General features: G+C 45.1%; 14 protein-coding genes and 1 pseudogene. 5 read left to right on the top strand and 10 right to left on the bottom strand.

Features of this window, described 5'->3' with window-relative positions; all coding sequences use genetic code 11:
- Positions 1 to 4: 4 nt before the first annotated feature.
- The 6 genes from ABNN70_RS06450 to ABNN70_RS06425 all read right to left on the bottom strand — a co-directional run bounded on the left by ABNN70_RS06450 (position 5) and on the right by ABNN70_RS06425 (position 7,232).
- Complete coding sequence (locus ABNN70_RS06450; protein ID WP_353949160.1) at positions 5 to 400, bottom strand: hypothetical protein; 396 nt, start codon at positions 398 to 400, stop codon at positions 5 to 7.
- Complete coding sequence (locus ABNN70_RS06445; RefSeq protein ID WP_353949159.1) at positions 387 to 1,712, bottom strand: RAMP superfamily CRISPR-associated protein; 1,326 nt, start codon at positions 1,710 to 1,712, stop codon at positions 387 to 389. The genes ABNN70_RS06450 and ABNN70_RS06445 overlap by 14 nt, the downstream gene beginning before the upstream one ends.
- On the bottom strand, positions 1,709 to 3,343 hold the full coding sequence (locus tag ABNN70_RS06440; RefSeq protein ID WP_353949158.1) for an RAMP superfamily CRISPR-associated protein: 1,635 nt from the start codon (positions 3,341 to 3,343) through the stop codon (positions 1,709 to 1,711). The genes ABNN70_RS06445 and ABNN70_RS06440 overlap by 4 nt, the downstream gene beginning before the upstream one ends.
- Entirely contained in the window at positions 3,340 to 4,014 is a 675-nt protein-coding gene (locus ABNN70_RS06435) for an RAMP superfamily CRISPR-associated protein (RefSeq protein WP_353949157.1), read from the bottom strand. The genes ABNN70_RS06440 and ABNN70_RS06435 overlap by 4 nt, the downstream gene beginning before the upstream one ends.
- Positions 4,015 to 4,029: 15 nt before the next feature.
- On the bottom strand, positions 4,030 to 5,643 hold the full coding sequence (locus tag ABNN70_RS06430) for a hypothetical protein (RefSeq protein WP_353949156.1): 1,614 nt from the start codon (positions 5,641 to 5,643) through the stop codon (positions 4,030 to 4,032).
- Between the two features lie 1,316 nt (positions 5,644 to 6,959).
- Entirely contained in the window at positions 6,960 to 7,232 is a 273-nt protein-coding gene (locus ABNN70_RS06425) for a helix-turn-helix domain-containing protein (RefSeq protein WP_353949155.1), read from the bottom strand.
- 804 nt (positions 7,233 to 8,036) lie between these two features.
- Here ABNN70_RS06425 and ABNN70_RS06420 point away from each other — a divergent pair.
- Genes ABNN70_RS06420 through ABNN70_RS06405 form a run of 4 tightly spaced genes read left to right on the top strand, consistent with a single transcriptional unit; the run spans position 8,037 to position 11,236 of the window.
- A complete protein-coding gene (locus ABNN70_RS06420) occupies positions 8,037 to 8,885 on the top strand; it encodes an isocitrate lyase/PEP mutase family protein (protein ID WP_353949154.1) in 849 nt (282 codons plus the stop codon).
- A complete protein-coding gene (locus ABNN70_RS06415) occupies positions 8,882 to 9,763 on the top strand; it encodes an oxaloacetate decarboxylase (RefSeq protein WP_129930367.1) in 882 nt (293 codons plus the stop codon). The genes ABNN70_RS06420 and ABNN70_RS06415 overlap by 4 nt, the downstream gene beginning before the upstream one ends.
- Before the next feature lie 58 nt (positions 9,764 to 9,821).
- Positions 9,822 to 10,037, top strand: coding sequence for a hypothetical protein (locus ABNN70_RS06410; protein WP_353949153.1), 216 nt, complete (start codon positions 9,822 to 9,824; stop codon positions 10,035 to 10,037).
- Between the two features lie 20 nt (positions 10,038 to 10,057).
- The gene (locus ABNN70_RS06405) at positions 10,058 to 11,236 is read left to right on the top strand and encodes an MFS transporter (protein ID WP_353949152.1); all 1,179 of its coding nucleotides are present in this window, start codon (positions 10,058 to 10,060) and stop codon (positions 11,234 to 11,236) included.
- Between the two features lie 229 nt (positions 11,237 to 11,465).
- On the opposite strand, the gene ABNN70_RS06400 is transcribed toward ABNN70_RS06405, so the two are convergent.
- From ABNN70_RS06400 to ABNN70_RS06385, 4 genes and pseudogenes are all read right to left on the bottom strand, one after another.
- Positions 11,466 to 12,530, bottom strand: a complete 1,065-nt coding sequence (locus tag ABNN70_RS06400) for a glycoside hydrolase family 130 protein (RefSeq protein ID WP_353949395.1) — start codon at positions 12,528 to 12,530, stop codon at positions 11,466 to 11,468.
- A 50-nt stretch (positions 12,531 to 12,580) separates the two neighbouring features.
- Positions 12,581 to 13,393 carry a carbohydrate ABC transporter permease gene (locus ABNN70_RS06395; RefSeq protein ID WP_353949394.1) on the bottom strand — a complete coding sequence of 271 codons (813 nt, stop codon included), beginning with the start codon at positions 13,391 to 13,393 and terminating at the stop codon, positions 12,581 to 12,583.
- A gap of 10 nt (positions 13,394 to 13,403) precedes the next feature.
- Positions 13,404 to 14,279, bottom strand: a complete 876-nt coding sequence (locus ABNN70_RS06390) for a sugar ABC transporter permease (RefSeq protein ID WP_353949151.1) — start codon at positions 14,277 to 14,279, stop codon at positions 13,404 to 13,406.
- A pseudogene (locus tag ABNN70_RS06385) lies at positions 14,276 to 15,591 on the bottom strand (ABC transporter substrate-binding protein). Before ABNN70_RS06385 ends, ABNN70_RS06390 begins: the two are co-directional and overlap by 4 nt.
- 199 nt (positions 15,592 to 15,790) lie before the next feature.
- Here ABNN70_RS06385 and ABNN70_RS06380 point away from each other — a divergent pair.
- Complete coding sequence (locus tag ABNN70_RS06380; protein ID WP_353949150.1) at positions 15,791 to 16,828, top strand: LacI family DNA-binding transcriptional regulator; 1,038 nt, start codon at positions 15,791 to 15,793, stop codon at positions 16,826 to 16,828.
- Positions 16,829 to 16,923 lie beyond the last annotated feature (95 nt).

The following is a 16,923-nucleotide window of genomic DNA, read 5'->3' as shown; positions in this document are numbered from 1 at the left end:
GGACTCATTTGTCGATCCGTAATGGCCGGGCATAAACGACTGTGTATTGCCCATCGTTATCAGCCTCATAGTAGTAACGGGTATGAAGTGTTTTCCCAAAACGAGAATTCCGAATCATAAAACCTCTGTCTTTGGTGAATCCGGAGGTGTCATCATCGTCACTGCAGAACAGATAACGCATTTCCGAATGATCATCGCCCCGAAAGGCATGTAAAAAGTGATCACGGCCGAACCAGTACCCTTCCATCAGTTGCTCCTCATCCAAATTCGACGGAGCAACAGGCGTTTCGTGCCAAACCCCAATATGATCATAAAAGTACAGAAGCGCCTGATTAAGGTCATATTCTCTCAAAAAGTCAGAAGTCAATTTCGTACGATCCGTGATGTCAGACGGCCTCATTTGCTTTTCCTCCCTGTAACCGCGCCAGCCAGCGATCGACCAACGCTTTGTTTTCAACGGATTGTCTTCTGAAGTCAACAGAAACGGCACCTTCCGGAGAGCGAACCGTCAACGATTCGCCTCGAAGATAACCGAATCCCCCAGATGAGTGACTGCCGAGATTTACAGATCCCTCGGCTATATCTCTCAGGCCAAGTAATATGGCTCCAGCTGCTTTTTCTGCTTTTTCCTGCCTCTCCTCGGCCAGATTTAGCTGAAACAATGCCCGTCCCCACACTGTGCGTTCCTGTCTCAAAGCACCTTTCATCACACCACCGGTCAGCTTATCAATGTGAATGCCGTAATAATCAGCTGAGCGATCGGAGGTGATCAACGCATCAGATACGTAGATTTTTCCCGATGATGGATTCTTATCGCCACTATTACCAAATATATCATCAAGAAGTGAAGTCTGTCCGTAGTATCCGAGTATTCTTTCCATTTGATGACGAAGCACACCTCTCCAGCTTGATCCGGGAATAATATATTTCCCGTCCGAACTTCTGATGGGAGCAGCATCCAGATGTTTTGACGCCGTATCATCAAGACTCTGCTCAACTGAGGTATCACTTCGTATGAGCATTGGTGCGTCAAAACGGACACTCAGCGAGAATTTGTATTCTTGTTTTCCCGCTGCTTCTGGCAGATTGATATCTTCGAACCGACTCATTTTCTCCTGCTCATCTTTGCGTGAGAAAAGCAGAAAAAAGTCGTCAATTTTAAATAAATCATAGATGCTGTAACGGAAATTCTCCGCCTTCATTAATCCTCCGCCGATCCCCTTATAGGCACCGAATCGAATAAATCCATGATTAATCGCGGCTATGCAGTTGCAGGCGATCTGGTGGAATTGCTCACTTTGCTTTTCAGTTTCAGCGGATACATAAAATTCTCCCTGAAAACGCGTTCCGGCAGCAACAAACACATGCTCAAATTTGCCTTGGTCATCTGCTGAGCCAAACCTGCCATCTATCCGCACGGAGGGCCTGTATTCGATTGCTGCCTGTTCTTTGCTGACCATATCTCTAATCTGCAGGCTGGAGGCTATTTTCTGATCAGCTGGCCGGTCACTGCCAAACAGTTCACTGACCAGTTGTTCTTCTTCATTTTTCTTTGCATATGCTTTCAAAACCCCGATAAAAGATGTCCCCGGCAAGACTGCTCTGCCACTGTTCTCTTCAATCAGCAGTTCACCATCATCGTCACCGATATGAAGTGGGCCGGTACTGATTAACAGAAAACGATATATCGCCATAAACCTTTTCATACTCATACTTTCTCACCCGCTCTCACTTGTTGCCTCCTGTGCTCCCGGAAATAGTTAAAAAGCATCATCATATTTAAATGGTAGGCATCCTCAGGCGTAAGTAACGTTTTTTTATCGATACCATGAACAGACGGTAGTTTTATATTCAGCCGTGCCAGCAGAATGCTGACATCATCCGAAGTATCTACATAATTTCTGATGAATTCCAGCCATGGCTGCCCATTCAATTCAGAATGCTTCAGCGATCGATACGCAGTGTCGTTTAACCGTTCCTGTACTGACCCCTGTTCCGGATCAGGATCCCTGTACTTCAGATGATGGATATACTGTTGTATGATTCTTTTCCCGTCAGCCGGAGATTCCTGTCTGATCTGGTTACACTTATTCATCCATTGAGCCAGCATAGAGCGGGATATGTCACGATCTTTCGAACCCAGCTCCCATTCAAGTAGAAGATCCCTTTGTGCATCCTCAATCCGGTGAAGCACGATGGTTCTGGCCAGCGCTCGAATGCTGTCATGATCTGGATTTGCCGGGGTTAACGGATGTTCTGATTTCCCAGTATCTGTGCGCGTTTTTCTCTTTTCAAAATTTATTATTTTCACTGGACTAAAATCCGAAAGAAACAAAACTCGCCCATATCCATCTGACGTACGCTCCCCAATCCCCTGATTCTGTATTCTGCTGATCACCGATTGATCGAGCGTACCGCTGCAGTGAAAACGATAAACACTCCCCTTCTGAATTCCCTGAACATGAGGTGTCCTGCTTCCCCACCTGTTATTGAAGCCGGATATCGAAGCTGTCTGCACGGAAACCCCGGTACATGTCACTGTATCACCCAGTCTGTGACTCAGATAGTCAGCAATTTGTGTCGTGTACCGCCCGAGAGGATCACGAAGAATGACATCAGACAAACAATAAACAAAAAAGGATTCATGAACATCTGTGTTCTTCTGAATCACTTCAGGATTTTGACTGGAGACGCTTAGCAAGTGCATTCGGCATTTGCCGTATCCACTGCTTTTTGATCCGCCCAGGTGCATGATTTTCCCGTCGAATGATTTGAAAAATGCATCGAGTGATTCATCATTCTGATCAACCGCAACAGCGCTCACAAACTGTTGATCGACTGCAATGGTTTCATAGCGGTAAATCTGCGTCTTTTCTCCGGTTAAATTAATATGTATCTTGCTACTCTTTTCAGTTTCAGCCCATACCAGCCCTCCCTGACGATCAAACAGCACAAATCCTTTTGGAGACAGACGCTTCCTGGCATCACCTGGCTCTTCCTCCATACTGTTGACAAGGTCCTTAATCTCTCCAGTCTCACTGTACCGCCTTAATTCATCTTTATCGGAATAGAAGCAGGCTGGAAAAGGTAGCCCTCTTCTTCCATCTATATTCAGATATCCGTTTAGAAATCGGATACCACCCGCCAGCCATCGATGTCTCTCCAGACTGTTTTCATGAAGCTGGAGTCCCAGATGGTATTGCAGATATTTTCCGATAAAAGCGCCTCTCAATGTTGAGCCAGCGATATAATCGAGAGCATTCTCATTATCTGACTGAGAGCCGGTACCTCCCATCTTCACCGGCTGGAGTGTATCAATTGAATAGAGATAATAATCAGTCATTTTAGGTTCACCCACTCTCGTAATCTATCCAGATAACGCTGTGTAACGTCCAGTTCTCCTTCTCTTATTGAGCAGTCAACATATCCTTTGCCCCTGGTTTTCATCATACCAATCGTCCGGACTCCTGCAATGCCGGCAGCAAGCAGCCCGAGCTCATGTTCTTCAAATGAATCCAGACCGGTCAGTTCCGCTTCAAGACACAGGCCCTTGCGTATGATCCTGAACTTTCTCAGACTGTGATCTTCTGCAGTTCCTGTCCTTGGGTCAATGGATGTAAACGAGCGTATTGATGTCAGCGCGTTAAATATTTCTTCCCTCCTGATCTCCCCGTTCTCGACAGCCTGAATGAATGGCGCTCGTATCGTCATCGGTACTGTTGCATCCGTTATCTTCACTGCACCGCCGGATTTTTCCAGCAAACCGGGCTGTCCAAAAATTCTATTCACAGTTTGTTCCATCAGATTTGTTTTTTTCTTGTCTTTCACCCCCTGGCTGAGTGCTTTCGCGGCGAACTCCGTCTGTTCTCTCAAGTGACCTTTAAGCGCTTTCGCACCATAAAAAGGAAAACCGTATATATCATGAACAATATCCTGATCAACTTCTCCCGGAACCGACTGTCCGTTTCCAAATATAGCTTCCGACTTCAATTCAATGTGTATGATCCAGTTCATGTCTCTCACTTCCCCTCATTCATCCATCAGAATCACATCATCCATAGATTCAATTGCATCAAAATACAGACAGACTGGTACATGATCGGGAGAAGCAGCAAAAAGAGTGCCTTCCGGAAGTGGGGGAAATGATTTTGTCAACGGATCACTCAGCCCCGCAAGCCTGATATACCTGGTCGTCTCACCGGGTCCAAGAAGGAGATGCTCCCTCAGCCGTTTGATTTTATTTCTTGCCATCTTGTTATCGGTAATTCGCTTCAAGGCTTCTGTAAATAATGAAAAATCCCAGACGTCCGATTCATTACGGACACGCTGGTTCAAAAAAACATATAATGGTTTCATCGACAGCCGGAACGACCTTCCATTCACTTTTCTGTTGTAGTTATTCTGTCTGTAACGGGACAGGGATACATTCCATGTACCATTCAACACATGGAAATCAAGAACTGAAGCGTCATCACCCGCCACGATGCCGGCCGCCACATCCGATGCCAGCCTGGATTTAGCATTGCCACACAACTGTTCAGCCAGATCGTGAGCCACTGAAAACGGGTAACCAGATTTGACAATGGCAACACCGGCCGATGCATGCATTGTCACATTTTCCTCCTGACCCCTCGACCCATGAATGACAAGCGGTTCCCTCTGAATTTCTTCCAGCATCATCCGCGCTGCTTCAACCCCGAGATTACCGGGAACAATGAACGAAATATCATCACCAGCAAAAATCAACGGTCGAATATTAACCTTGTCATTCTGATAGATTTTAAGAGACGAATGTTCCTCTGCCTGGACAATTCTTTTCTCCAGACGCACAAGCATCGTATTAAAAGCCTGCTTATATTTACTGTCTATGCCCTTACTGAAGTCCCGGAAGGATTTCTGATATCGGTTATTAAAATCGGAGACGGACTCACCAGGCGCCTTCTGATTCATATCTTTAAACCGATTCAGTTTCTTCCCCATTCCATTGCCATCAATATGAATGACTGCTATTTTACTCTTCTCATTCCCGGCAAGTTTATCCATATCGACATGGATACGGAACATATGATAAGGGGTTTCGGGAATCAGATCAGAGAAATAATCCGATGGTTTATATTTACGGACAAAATCCAGTTTACACTTGATTTCCGGAGACAGGGCACGTCTCTCTTCCCCGTCAATCACTGTATAATCTTTGTCCGCGGGAAGCTGAGAGGACTCACATAGTCTTTCGATGCCAAAGGAAATCTGACTGAGACTGGCACTGCCCTTGCTCTTTTTTACAGCCAGTTCTTTAAAAAGCTGGTCGATGGCATCTCTGATACTTTCATTTTCATCATTATAGGACAGCAATCGGCAATTCAGTTCGAGACCAGGAAAATGTATCACTACATATTTTGAAAGAATATGATTGAATTTACGTGCTTCATCTTCTGAATCAAATGAGTAGATGCTGTGCCCCCCGCCCTCAATCACGGCAGTTGGTTTCCCTACGTCACACTCATGTTTGTCCATAATCTCCTTAGGCAGTTTTTCGCTGATATATCTGATGATCATTGATGCACCGACGATTTCTTTTAAACGATTGCTTTGAAATATATATTTTTGCTTCTTTCCAACTTCAATAATATCCAGCGTTTTCACATCATCTGTCCTCCATCAATTATAAGTTTCGTCACTTAACCATGGTAGTACAATGTTTCACAAGTCCTTCCCTCAATATTGAATAAGGACATAGCCAAAATTTTTTATCAGTCGAGGCAGCAGTTCCTGAAGCAACCCATGTACGGGTTCTCTCCCCACCGGCCGCGATAGTTATTCGTATTCAGCCGAAACTGGGAATCCCAGGGCGGTAAAGCGAGCCTGGTTTTCTTTTCCACCTTGAAACTCGGAGTAGATGATCAAGTCTCGTCCTTAGATCCGTGGGTGCAAATAATCATAGCACTGTGCTCTCAGTTCAGTCCACCTTTGATACTGTCGCCGGCAGCATCAAATACCGTATATGTCTCCTTGTTCTGCAGCAGATAGCCTTGAAAAGTCCAGTGAAGGGGAGATGCCGGTCCCGCTCGTTCCAACCCGGATGAACGCCAGAAGACGCTGCCTGAGTTCTCCCGCCGACCGAAAGCTGGTGTTTTTGAGGTAACGCTTACACAAAATGGAGAAAAAAAAGCTCAATTTGATTAACCCATGAGGCGCGGATCGGGGTGAACACAAATCTATTGCCATGCGCCCGGTCCGGACGGTCCATTGTAATGGATATTGAGATTGGTCAAAACCACAATGATCTGCTTCGACGACGCATAGCGATCGGCCAAATAGTTCATAAATGCCAGCAGATCCGCCACGATGCGTGTTCGGCGACATGGAGTTTGACTTGCCCGTCCACAATAGGGAAGATGACAATCAGCAACTGCGTTGGTGTGGGTAAAGGTATTCACTATCCCTTCGCGCTGGGCGGCCGGGTTGGGGCAGCGCGGTGTACAGCGGTAATATCTCGTTGACAGTTCGCCGTTTACTGCAGCATTTCCAGATAATGGATGATCAGAACCTGAGGCACGATTCGGTTTTAACTCCGTTTAGCCAGTGTGTTATTTTTCCTTTGTCGATTGAGTCATCATCACTGGTGATTCTATCTGTAATACCTGGATCAATCCGTTTTTCTCATCAAATGTCAGTATAAATCTTTAACTTTCGCCTGTTCAATGGTCTCCCCAAAAAGTGGAGAACGGGGGGAGTAATTTCTGGAATGATGTAGTAGTCCTCGTTCCCGTCCTGGAATAATGAAGGCACCTACTGACCAATGACATGGTATAATTTAACTATAACTCGGAAAGCGAAGAAAATAAAGAGAAAATAGCAAAAATTATGTTGATAAATGGACTGAGTAGGGTTTGCTGAACATAAATAAATGTTGATATAGCAGGACTTTTAAGCGTTTTTGTCGAAACTATTTGACGAAGTTATATACAAGGATAAATGCCGTAAAATGACGTTTTCGCGGCTTCGCCATATCTAATGAGCGTGATACCCAACGAATATATCTTCGTTTCCTCCTCACATTTCACAAAACCAATCAAACAAAGTGTGTTTAAGATTTTCAGTACCGTTGGCTTACTCGTTTTTAATGCAGTACAGATCGTTTGCAAATTAACCGGTTGATCATTTTGCTCCAAGTAATCAAGTATTTGTTTGGCACGTATTAAGACTGTTCCGTATGGTTTCGTTTCAGACATAATTTTCAATTAAACTCATGACCTTAAAGTCATAATCGGTTAATTGGGTTCAACTCCTACCGTAAATAGTAACGGTTTCATTATAGATTAAAAGTCCAAGGTTTGAAATGTTTGAAAAATAACTTCTATATTTCCCAAAGTAACACCTTGTTCCGGCTGAGATGAATTTACACAGAAAAAAGGTTTGACCAATTTTTGGCAAAATTAATAAGAAAATTACAATTTGACTCCCAATATCTTGATTTCTATATCATTATCATCTATTCACTTAAAACATCAACCGAAACTTATGTGTAGAAATGACAGACAAAATGACTGAGACTTTAAAAATACACATTTTATACAATTTTCCGATATTGTGTTGACAACCCAGGTCACGTGATGTATCCTGAATTCACTCAATTACGAAAGGTCGTTATCTTAGTGAACATCAGTCGGCGATTGCAAAACCTGCTATCTGAACGAGTGCAAGGCCAGGACAGTTTGGCCCTGTTCAATTTAATTCAGTAGCGGGCACGTATCGCTGAAACAAACGACAAAATCTGTGCGTGTCCTGTTTATGGTCATGTCAGCATTTTATCTAAATTCAAGTCCCATTCATGATCATGAATGGGGCTTTTTATATTTTTAAGAAAATATAAAATTTTGTGGGAAAAGGGTCAGAAAAGCTGTGCCTCTGGCGGCGTCAGGATCCTGTCAATCAGCAGATTATTTAAGGAGGTGATGTAAACAGAAACAGCGTTTTTGACAGACAGTTTGAACACATGGCAGTAAAAGAACAACAAAAAGAAAGGTTGTGGTGAAGTGGACGACAATTTGTCTGCCGGGCTAAAAGAAAATATTCAAACCGGCAAATCCTTGCTCGTACCAGGTGTTTTTGATGGTATCTCCGCAAGACTGGCTGAAGAAGCAGGATACCCCGCCGCATTGATTTCCGGGATCGGAGCATCAGCCACGTTGCTCGCTTCAGACGACTACGGACTTTTATCCCTGTCTGAGCAGGCCAGGCAATTACGTTACATTCGTCAGACGGTTGAATTTCCGCTGTTTGTCGATGCGGAATCCGGCTATGGAAATGCGCTGAACACCTTCTACGCTGCAAAAGAATTAGAGCGATCCGGAGCGGCGGGATTGATACTGAACGATCAGTCCGTACCGGCCTCATCAGAATTTTTTCAAGATTTAACCGTGATTGAAGCGGGGGAAATGATCGGGAAGATCCATGCAGTAAAAGACGCACTGGATCACCCGGATGCTCTGCTGATTGCCCGAACCGATTGTCTTTCAGAAAGAGGATGGGATGAGGCGATCAGAAGGGTCGAACTATACCGGAATGCCGGAGCCGATCTGGTCCTCGTCGGTGGCCTGACTGACCAGACGGCAGTGGCCCGGGCAGCGGAGTCATGCAACCGGTTGCCGATGGGCGTCACCATCATGGAAAACCAAAATAACACCTTCACATCTCAGGAACTTTTTGAACTTGGATTTCGCCTAATCTTTTACCCAGCCGTTACTTTATTCGCGGCTGCTGAAGCCGAGGAAAAAGCACTGCAACTGCTGAAAAAAAACGGCTACTCCGGTCAGTCGGGATCAGACATTTTAAACCGTCTGTCTGAAAATCATTTTCAACCTGGAAAGAAGGTGTCCCCATGAAAGCCGATCGCATGCGCGCCCGATTCAATCAGCTCGTACATCAGCCGGAGATTATCAGCATGGTCGCCTGCCCGGACAGTCTCTCGGCAAAAATTGCTGAAAAAATCGGATTTAAAGCTATTTTTCAGGCGGGGTACACCACATCTGCTTCTGAACTGGCCATGCCCGACCGCGGAATTGCCGACTTCGGAATGATGGTTAACCGGGCCAGAGAAATCGTCAACTGTGTAGATATTCCTGTTTTTGCCGATGCGGATACCGGCTATGGAAATCTGAAGAATGTGGTCCGGACAGTCCGATGCTATGAAGCCATCGGCGTTGCCGGACTGTTTCTGGAAGACCAGATATGGCCCAAGCGATGTGGCCATATGGATGGGAAATCCGTCATCCCGATGGAAGAAATGGTCGAAAAAATACGGGTTGCGGCGTCCGCCCGTCGGCATCGCGATTTTCTGATCATGTCACGAACAGACGCCCGGGCCGTATACGGGCTGGAAGAAGCGATCCGGCGCAGCCAGGCCTGCCGGCAGGCCGGCGCGGACATGATCTTTATCGAAGCCCCGCAAAGCACGGGCGAGTTGAAAAAAATAGCAGCCGCCTTTCCGGACATCCCGCTGATGGCGAATATGATCGAACACGGAAAAACGCCACTGCTAACCGCGGGTGAACTGCAGAAGCTCGGTTTCCGCATCGTGGTCCATCCGACCCTGCTCGCCTATGCACAGACTTTTGCCGAACAGGAGGTGTTACAGGAACTGCACGAAAAGCAAACCACAGCAGGCGTGATCGACAGACTTGTTCCCTTTGATCAGTTCAATCATTTTATCGGACTGGATGAAGTCAATGCACTGGAAAAACGTTACACCCGTCAATCATAAAGAAAAAAACCGCCAGAGATAAAAAAAAACGCGGTAAATATAAGGGAGAGAAGGATATATGGAAACAGAAAGGACACTCGGTATCGGTCGTATCCGAACAACCGATGAAGTTCATGAGAAACAGTATTCACTGCCGGAGCGGCATCTCCTCGAGGCCCGCATCAATAATCTGCCGGCCACACGGACGATGTACAAAGTATTCACACTGATCACACTCGGTATGGTACTCGACGGTTTTGACGTCTATTTAGCCGGGGCGTACTCAGCAGTCTGATTCAGAGCGGCTGGTCCACCATGTTTCTGAATGCCGCATTCATTTCCACGACATTTATCGGACTTTTTCTCGGCTCAATCGCCTCCGGTGTCATCGGGGATTTAAAAGGCAGACAATTTGCCTACCAGATCAATCTGCTGATTTTCGGTCTGGCCTCACTCGCCAGCTTCTTTGCTCCGAACATGATCACGCTGATCATTCTCCGTGGGATCGCCGGATTCGGACTCGGTGCAGAAATTGTTACCGGTTTTGCCCTGCTCGGTGAATTTGTCCCTGCCGGATCACGGGGTAAATGGGTCGGCAGTCTTTCCGTACTTGCCAACTGTTCAGCGCCGATTGCTACATTCATTGGTTTTCTGATTATCCCGTCCATCGGCTGGCGCTGGATGTTCGTGATTGTCGGCATCGCCTCATTAATCGTCTGGTACTTCCGCCGGAGTCTTCCGGAATCGCCCAGATGGTATTTTTCACAGGGCAGGTACAGCGATGCTGAGAAAGTGGTCAGGCAGTTTGAACAGGAAGCAGAGAAAAAATATGGAACCCGGCATCCTGGTGTCAATCTGAACGATCAGCAACAATTTGATCAGATCGACACACGTAAAAGCCGGTTCAGTGAACTGTTCAGCAGTAACGAAATCAGGAAAACGATACTTGCCTGCGTCATCCTCGCTGCCATCAACACGGCTGCCTTTACCTTTGTCACCTGGGCGCCAACTCTCCTTGTTAATAGCGGTATCACCGTTTCCAAGTCACTCGGTTATAGCGCATTGATGATGCTCGGTGCGCCGGTTGGTGCCTTTATCGGCAGATCCACGGTCGATCGTATTGGCCGGAAATGGATGATTGTTGGCGCCTTTGTCATGACTGCCGTTTTCGGTTATGGCTATGCCTTTCAGACAAACCCGGCAGCGATCATGTCACTCGGCTTCCTGATGACCGTCTGCATCTATATTCTGATGGCTGTCGCGCTTTCCATCTACGTTCCCGAACTGTTCCCGACACGGCTGCGAATGCGTGGTAACGGAACAGCACAGGCTGTCGGCCGTTTCTTTACCATTATCACACCTTACGCAGTAGCCGGTCTGCTCAGCACCCAGGGACCGATCAGTATTTTCATCATGATCGGCATCTTTATGGCTGTTACTGCAGTACTGACCATCTTCTGGGGGCCGGAAACAAAGAAACAGATCCTTAAATAACGAGAGTAAATGATTGAAATCAGGCAACCCGGTGAAAGGTATGATTACGTTTCACCGGGTTGTGTTTTGTCTGCGGAGATGGGAGACATAGCATTTCGTCACAGCTATTTTATTGAAACAGAGAAATTTTGAAGCCATTCTAAACACAAAGAGAGCGCTCAATACACCGGCATAAATATTAAGACGGCCGTGAGCGCTCTCTTCCATCTTCATTCAGTTTTGCCTTTATTCAACAGATTTTTTCAAGGTCGGACAGTATTTCATGAATACTGAGATCGGCAGCTGCCATTGATCGGTCTGCCACACCATAATAAAGGTGCAGCGTATCCCCCTCGGTGATCCCTCCGCACGTAAACACGACGTCGCCGAAGAAACCGTTTCGTTCATAGTTCGCTTCCGGCTCAAGTATGGGATGCTCTGAACGGGCAAGAATCTTCGAAGGATCATCTCTGTCAAGAAGCACCCCGCCAAGACAATATCTGCCGTCTGGCGACATCCCATGGTAAATTTCCAGCCAGCCATCCTGAGTGAGAATCGGTACAGCCCCACTCCCGATTCTGGCGGCATCCCATTTATTCGCCCGGGTCCCCATGAGATGGCGATGATTGCCCCAGCATTGAAGATTATCAGATTCAGATAGCCATATATCAAGACTGCCCACACTCTTTGGTGAAGGACGATTGAGTGCATAGTATTTACCCTTGATCTTCTCCGGAAAAATGACGACATCTTTACATTCAGGTAAGAAGATCAGCCCCCGATCATCATAATGTTTGAAGTCTTTTGTCGTCACAAGTCCGACGCCGATACCATACGCCGATATGGCACTGAAGTAAACCGCATAGGTGTCACCAATTTGTGTGATTCTGGGGTCTTCTATGCCAAATGTCTGGTAACGATTACATGGATAAATAAATGGCTGATCATCAACAGTAAAGTGATGACCATCCCTGCTCCGGGCAAGTCGGAGATAGGACAGGGAGGTTAAACCGACAAAGCGATCCGTATTTTTTCTCAACCTGATTGTCCGACTATCTTCAAAATTCAGTTCAGGATCCTGAAGATCATAGTTTTTGACGACAACTTTTCGCTTCACGACGTCATAGTAAGGCGATGGAACTTTAGATGGATCTTCTCTAACAGGACGTTCAGCCACACGTAATAATAGCAGAGTTTCCCCATGAAAACTCGCAATGCCGGCATTAAACGCTCCTATGACTTCAAATCCCGGGTGTACCGGTTTCACATCTTCCGGCTGAATCAGCGGATTTTCTATATAGCGATGAACATGTATCATCTTTATTTTCCATCCTCACTTCATTTAGATAAATTGAATACCTTTACTTATTTTAGTGTGAACTGCATGCCTTCTTTAAAGTTCTTAGAGAAGAACAGGAACAAAACAATCAGCGGAATAGTCAGAATAACTGATGCCGCATACATCGGACCAGGATAGGTAGCATAGGGGCCGAACATTTGTGATATCAGCACATTCAATGTAACCATCTGATCACTCTTGGCAACAACCATATCCCAGAGCAGTAGCGTCCACCGATCGGTAAAAAGAAACAGAAAAATAACCGTTGTAATTGATCTGGACATAGGTAACACAATACTGAACAGTATCTTCATGTCACCCGCCCCATCCAGGCGTGCCGCTTCGATCAGCGTATCCGGAATTGCTTTAAAGAAATTCGTGTACATGAAGATAGCCCACAGGCTGAGTGCCGTCGGTAAAATCATACCTAAATACGTATCGAGCAATCCGACATTTGTGACTAATAGGAACTGTGGGATCAGCAAGATGATCGCGGGAAAAAACATTTGAAAAAGAATGGTATTATCCAACAAACGTTTCCCTCTGAAATTCAACTTTGCCAGAGCATAGGCAACCATGATGGCAAACAAAAGCATCAATCCTACTGAGATCACAGAGACAATGATTGTATTGATAAACGAGTGAATCCAGGGCGCCGGCGCAGAAGTTGCTGACGGATGCAGCAGCCAGTCCCATGAACGCAGCGTAAAAGCGGTCGGAAAAAGCTTTTTGTCCACCTGATCCCATTTAGCAAATGAATTGAGTACCAGATAAACAAAGGGATAAATCATAACCAGCATCACAAGTGTGGTGACAATATAACGGATTGCCACGCTCATTTTTCTTTTTTTATGTCCAACCATTACGCGCACCCCACTTTTCCATAATTTTTCTGAAGATGCCGATTGATGCGAATGTCACAACAGCAGAGATCAGGGCAATCGCTGAAGCATAACCTGACTTCAGATTAACAAAAGCCTGATTATAAATTTCCATTTGCCAGGTATTGGTTCCATAATTTGGTCCGCCACCTGTCAACTGGTAGACTTCGGTGAAAATACCGAAACTCGTTCCCACTGCAAGAACAAGAACGGTGTAAAGCGCCGGATACAGCATCGGAATTGTGATCTGCCAAAAGCAACGCCATCTCCCGGCACCGTCCATTGCCGCCGCCTCATAAAGATCATCATTAATACTTGCCAGACCGGATACGAAAATCAAAGCATAATATCCGGACATCCTCCATGCAATCATAAACGAAATAACAAAGAGTGCACTCATCGGCGTCCCAAGCCAATTGATATCCAGATGAAAGTGTTGACGCAGAAATACATTCACCGGTCCGTTGTATGAAAGAAAGCCTTTTACAATTAACGACGTTACAACACCTGAAGACAGATAGGGCAGGAAAAACGCTACGAGAAACAGCCCTTTAAATTTGGGCAGTCCGTTAACCAATGTTGCAATCATCAAAGATAAAATAACGGCCATAGGAACAAAGATGATTAAAAATTTGAAGGTGACAAAGAAAGCTGCTTTAACTGCCGGGCTTTGAACAGCTTGAATAAAATTATCCAGGCCGACAAAGCGTATCGTCGGCGACATCATATCCCAGTTGGTGACAGCCAGCCAGGCTGACCATATCAGCGGAATCAGGAAAAAAATGAGTGTATAAATCAAATAAGGGCTAGAAAAAATCCAGCCCAGTTTATTATTTTGTTTCATTGCCGAAGTACCTCTTTCTCAGTCTTCACCAGATCATTCCATGCCTTGTCAGGGTTCTTCTGCCCGCGTACAACCGGATTAAACGCCTCGACACCAATGGCCTGCATCAAATCATTATAATTTTTATTGTCCATTGAAGGGATACCATAGCCGACATTTTCAGCATAAGCTTTCAGACCCGGGTGTTTACTGAAGAAATCAGCAAAGCTCTCATTTCCAGCCGCGTTATCACGCGCAGGAATAAGGTTCGTTGTCTTCAGGAACGTCAGGTCATTCTTCGGGTCACTGAAGACAAATTTCATAAACTTCACGGCTGCTTTCTGCTGAGCCTCAGTAGCAGATGCATAAATAACAATTCCCTTGGAATCCGCATAAGTGTAAGGGTGTTCCACATCTTTCATAGAATCAGGAACCGGGGTGCTGCAAGCGTGTATGTTTCACCGTATTTAAGTTTTGGATACTTGTTTGCCCAATTAGGGAAAGACCATGGACCATTATCAGCCATGAGTGACGTGCCTGTTTCAAAAGGATCCGTTACCTGTTTGGTCAGCAACAGTTTTTTTGCATGTAATTGATCCATAAAGTTAAGTACTGCCTTCCCTGCTTTTTCATCAGCAACAAATTTTTTCCCGGAAATAAACGGATTCCCATTTGACGCCGCATGATAGAGCAGGAAGAAATCAAACCAACGTTGCCAGGAAGTCGGATCAGCAAGTGCCGGCTTAGCCCACAAGTACATATCAGGATTTTCAGCCTTCAGCTTTTTACCGACTTCCAGTAATTCGCTGTAAGTTTTTGGAGGCTCAGAGTAGCCCAGTTTCTTCAATGTATCAAGACGCCAGGCAAAAAGAATTGGATTCGAATAAACAGGCAGAACATACTGATTTTCGTCGGAAAAGGACCAGCTTTTGATAGTTTTATCCATATTACGCGCCTGAACGACATTTGAAAAACCTGTAAGTTTATTTAAGGGAACTATCGCTTTGCTGCTGGCAAGCTGTGCACCAAAGCTTCTGGTGATGTTTTCCGACATTGTCGGTGCTGTTTTTGACGCCACTGCGGACTGAATCGTTGCCTCTGATGATGGGCTTTCTTTCATCTGAGTGACTTTAACCGAGATCTTTGGATTCTCTTTTTCAAACTCACTCGCCATTTTTCTCCAAAAATGGGTTTGGGGCGGGTTAGGAGCTGACCAGAACGTGATTTCTGTCTTTCCATCCTTTCCGGAGCTTCCGGCCGACCCGCATCCGGCAAGTAATCCTGTCACCATTAAAATCGCCGAAAAACCTGCAACCAGTTTTTTTATAGACATGAAACACACCCTCTTTTTTGTTGTAAGCGTTTTATGTAAACGCTTTAATATTTATATTATCATACTGTAATGCTATTTTGTCAACATTACATAATGTACATTTAACATTACAAAAATATTAATTCATGGTATATTAGTAATTATATGAGATAAACAAATGGATCTCATGCTATATTCTAATTAAATCGGAGGATGAATCATGAAAAAGATAAGCATGCAGGACATTGCAGATAAACTTCATATTTCAAAAAATTCAGTATCACAGGCATTAGGCGATAAAGGCGGCGTTAGTGAACAGACAAAAATGAGGGTCCGAAAAACTGCAGAAGAAATGGGTTACGACTATCGAAAACGGGCCACCTTCAAGCAGAATACGCCACATCATAAAAACACCTTTGCCCTGTTTGCGACGGATTTCGCTCTTTCACATAAAAGTTTTTTTGGTGAAATAATACGTTATATAGAAAAAGAGATGAAGAAATACGGAAATGAGTTATGCATATTCCGGGTTTCTCCTGAAAATATTTCCAGTAACTCATTACCCGCAGCTTTCAGCAAATCTGCTTATCAGGGATTATTTATCCTGTCACACATTAACCGCCCATTCATTCAGTTGCTGCTTGATCTTCAGCTTCCGACAGTTATGATCGATCATCACGATCCCCATTTGGATACTGATTGTGTACTCTGCCAAAACAAAACCGGCGGTTATCTGGCAACTGAATTTCTTATTAACCAGGGGCATAAGAAGATTGGTTTTCTGGGCGACATTGACTGGTCACCCAGTTATGAAGAGCGATGGGAAGGTTATATGAAAGCGCTGCGAGATAATCAACTTCCTGTGGAAAAAGCGCTGATGATTACCGGGATCCAGGAAAAACGATCAGTCCTCTATAAGGAACTTGAAGCACTGGCAAACAAAGTTTCGGACTTACCGACTGCCTGGCTGTGTGCCAACTCAGGAATGGGATTCATCCTGATTTCATATTTCCAGTCGATCGGTTACAGGATTCCTGAGGATATATCTGTGTGCTGTTTTGATAACACCGAGTTCACTGTTCTTTCAAATCCACAAATTACAACTATGGCTATTGATCTTCGGGATATGGGAAGAAAAGCCGTTCAGCTTCTTGAGTGGCGGCTGGATCATCCAAGCCACTCCCATTTAGAAATCAGATTACCGGCCCATTTGATTGAACGCGAATCAACCAGCGCTGTTTCCCTGTCAGGCAAGTAATTTTTCGCCTGCTCTTTGTCAGGGCACGTATCAGTAAGTAAAGACATCTGCCGGTGAAAATTTTCATTCTAAAGGCTTGACTAAGCATCTATGTC

The sequence above is a fragment of the Sporolactobacillus sp. Y61 genome (assembly GCF_040529185.1).
Classification (GTDB): Bacteria; Bacillota; Bacilli; order Bacillales; family Sporolactobacillaceae; genus Sporolactobacillus.
Note: the sequence above shows the minus strand (reverse complement) of the source record. Positions and strands in the feature narration are given on the sequence as shown.